The sequence below is a fragment of the Sulfurivirga sp. genome, from assembly GCF_015490265.1.
GTDB lineage: Bacteria > Pseudomonadota > Gammaproteobacteria > Thiomicrospirales > Thiomicrospiraceae > Sulfurivirga.
Window position 1 is genome coordinate 1 of the sequence record NZ_WFYD01000002.1, and the last position, 3,443, is coordinate 3,443.

Sequence of the window (3,443 nt, forward strand, 5' to 3'; positions counted from 1 at the left end):
GATCAGGTGGATGTCATCGAGGTGCTGGTGCAGCCCGGTGACCACGTGGATGTGGACGATTCGCTGATCACGCTGGAATCCGACAAGGCCACCATGGAAGTGCCGTCTCCCTACGCCGGCACCATCGAGGAGATGCTGGTCAAGGAGGGCGACAAGGTCAAGACCGGTGATCTGATCGCCCGCATGGCGGTCGAGGCCATTGATGAAGCCGAAAAACCCGTTGAAACGCCTTCTGAGACGGCGGAAACCGCTTCCGCCGCCGGCGCGGCAGCGGCCGAGCCGGCAAAAATGGGGGAGACCCCGTCCCCGGCCACCTTCGACGGCGAGGCGGACATGCACGCCGAGGTGCTGGTGCTTGGTGGCGGTCCCGGCGGCTATACCGCCGCCTTCCGGGCCGCCGACCTGGGCAAGAAGGTGGTGCTGGTGGAGCGCTACCCGGTCATCGGCGGGGTGTGCCTCAACGTGGGCTGCATTCCCTCCAAGGCGCTGCTGCACATGTCGGTCATCCTGAATGAAACGCGCGAGCTGGCCGAACATGGCTTGAAATTCGCCGAGCCGGAGATCGATCTGGACAAGCTGCGCGCCTACAAGAACAGCGTCATCAGCAAGCTCACCGGTGGTCTGGCGGCACTGGCCAAGCAGCGCAAGGTGGAGATCGTGCAGGGCTATGGCCGCTTTTCCAGCGCCAACACCGTTACTGTGGAGCTGGCCGAAGGCGGGCAGAAGACCATCTCCTTCGACAGCGCCATCATCGCCGCCGGCTCCCGTCCCATTAAACTGCCGTTCATTCCTCATGACGATCCGCGCGTGATGGATTCCACCGACGCGCTGGAGCTGCCGGAAGTGCCCGGACGCATGCTGGTCATCGGCGGCGGCATCATCGGCCTTGAGATGGCGCAGGTGTATGACAGCCTGGGCGCGAAGATCACCGTGGTGGAGCTGGGCGACACCATCATCCCCGGTGCCGACAGGGATATCACCCGTCCGCTGCTCAAGCGCATCAGGGAACGCTATGAGAATGTCTATCTCAATGCGAAGGTGACCAACGTGGAGGCCACCGCCGATGGCCTGGTGGTCAGCTTCGAGGGCAAGGACGTGCCGGAAACCGACAGCTTCGACCGCATTCTGGTGGCGGTGGGGCGTGCACCCAACGGCCAGCTCATCGACGCCGACAAGGCGGGCGTGTTCGTGGACGAGCGCGGCTTCATTCCGGTGGACGAGCGTCAGCGCACCAACGTGCCGCACATCTACGCCATCGGCGACATCGTCGGCCAGCCCATGCTGGCCCACAAGGCGGTGCACGAAGGCAAGGTGGCGGCCGAGGTTATCTGTGGTCTGCCGTCCGCCTTCACGCCCATGGGCATTCCTTCCGTGGCCTATACCGATCCGGAAGTGGCCTGGGCCGGCAAGACGGAAGAAGAGCTCAAGGCCGAAGGCATCGAGTATGAAAAGGGCGTCTTCCCGTGGGCGGCGTCCGGTCGCAGCCTGAGCCTCGGCCGTGACGAGGGCATGACCAAGGCGCTGTTTGACGCCAGAACCCATCGCATTCTCGGTTGCGGCATGGTCGGCCCCAACGCCGGCGAGCTGATCGCCGAGGCCATGCTGGCCATCGAAATGGGCGCGGACATGCAGGACATCGGCCTGACCATCCACCCGCACCCGACCCTGTCGGAAACCTTCGCCTTCGCCGCCGAAATGGCCGAGGGCACCATCACGGACCTGATCGCGCCCAAAAAGCGCAAATAGTCCGTGAACCGACGCAGAACAGGCCGCCTCCGGGCGGCTTTTTCATAATGGGATGGCGTGCAGCCGACAGGAAGGAGGTTCCTCATTCATGGAAAACCTGACGCTGGTGGCGCTGTGCGTGCTGATCGGCCTGCTGCTGCAGCGGGTGCATGTGTTCCATGCGGCGCCGGAGGTGCTCAACGCCTGGGTCATCTGGGTGGCGCTGCCGGCGGTCATTCTCCACTATCTGCCGCAGATCCACTTTTCCGCCGACCTGCTGGGGCTGGTGGTGGTGCCCTGGACGCTGCTGGCCTTCACGGCGGGTCTGGTGCTGTGGCTGGGCCGGCTGTTCGGCTGGTCGCGCAATACCATCGGCGCGCTGCTGATGCTGGCGCCACTGGGCAACACCTCCTTTCTGGGCATTCCCATGCTGGAGGCGCTGCTGGGAGATCAGAGCATTCCCTATGCGCTGGTGTACGATCAGGCCGGCTCCTTTCTGGCGGTGGTGCTCTATCTGCCCTTTGTGGCCGCTTTCTATGCGGGAGACGGCCAGTTCAGCTGGCGACGGGTGCTGCACAAGATGTTCACCTTTCCGCCCATGATCGCCGCGCTGGTCACCTTCGCCACCTGGACGCTGCCCCGACCCGACTGGCTGGAGAGCAATCTGATCCGACTGGCCGACACGCTGGTACCGGTGGCCATGGTGGCGGTGGGGCTTCAGCTCAAACTGCGCCTGCCGCAGGGGCTCGGGCAACCCTTTGCCGTCGGCATGGCGCTCAAGATGGGGCTGATGCCGCTTATGGCGCTATGGCTGATTCAACTGCTGGAGATGCGCGGCCTGCCGGCGCGCACCGCACTGCTGGAGGCGGCCATGCCCACCATGATCACCGCCGGCGCGGTGGCGGCCAGTCACAACCTGCAGCCCCGTCTGGCGGCGGCCATGGTCGGCTGGGGGGTGCTGGCGGCCTTTATCACCCTGCCGCTATGGTCACTTGTCGGCCGCTCACTCTGACCAGCCGGGCAGTTTTTTCGGCACGGGCGGGAAGCTCACCGGCCTGAGATCAGGCAGGCCGTGGTGCCATGGAACGGGCCGCTCGCCGGCCACCAGCGGGCGCAGGTATTCCAGCGCCTTTGAGGTGGCGTGATACCCTTCCAGCGTGATGAAGTCATCCGGCACCTGTCGTTCCAGATCCGCAACCGCTTCAATTTCGATCAGCCGCGTGTCCCACTCGAAGGGCGCATCAGCTGTCTTGTGGATGACCGGCAGCACACCGTTGCGTCCTGCGGCGGCGGCCTCCACCGCGGTGCGCCCCACTTCAAAGGCCATCTCCCAGTCGGTGAGGCTCACCAGATGGGCGGCGCTGCGCTGCAGGTAGTCGGGCACGGCGGCGTGGATTTTGGTGTCCAGATCCCGCCTGAGCCAGTCGGCCAGCTTCATGGCCGCCCCTCCCATCTGACTCCAGCCGATATGCTCTGAGTTGCAACGGGCTACGGCAAAGAAATCGCCGTCCGGCGTGCGGATGCCCTCGGACACCACGATGACGCAGTAGCCGTGCCGGTCGATGCACTCGCGCACCCGGGGCAGGAAGGCGTCATAGTCGAAAGGCCGTTCCGCAAACAGAGTCAGCAGCGGCGTGTCCGGCAGCTGGTCCAGAATCAGGCTGCCGGCCAGCGCGATCCAGCCGGTATGGCGTCCCATGGCTTCCATCAGGAACACC

General features: G+C 64.9%; 3 protein-coding genes. 2 read left to right on the forward strand and 1 reads right to left on the reverse strand.

Translation table 11 applies throughout. The annotated features are described in order from the left end of the window. A partial coding sequence (lpdA, locus tag F8K16_RS00070) for a dihydrolipoyl dehydrogenase (protein WP_294945238.1) occupies positions 1–1,746 on the forward strand: 1,746 nt, incomplete at its 5' end. A gap of 88 nt (positions 1,747–1,834) precedes the next feature. Further along, on the forward strand, positions 1,835–2,737 hold the full coding sequence (locus F8K16_RS00075; RefSeq protein WP_294945241.1) for an AEC family transporter: 903 nt from the start codon (positions 1,835–1,837) through the stop codon (positions 2,735–2,737). Here F8K16_RS00075 and F8K16_RS00080 read toward each other — a convergent pair. After that, positions 2,729–3,443: 6-phosphofructokinase (locus F8K16_RS00080; RefSeq protein WP_294945243.1), on the reverse strand; the 715-nt coding region annotated here is incomplete at its 5' end. The genes F8K16_RS00075 and F8K16_RS00080 overlap by 9 nt on opposite strands.

Excerpts from the sequence above, each read along its gene's own strand:
- F8K16_RS00075 (WP_294945241.1), top strand. The coding sequence starts at position 1,835 with ATGGAAAACCTGACGCTGGTGGCGCTGTGCGTGCTGATCGGCCTGCTG.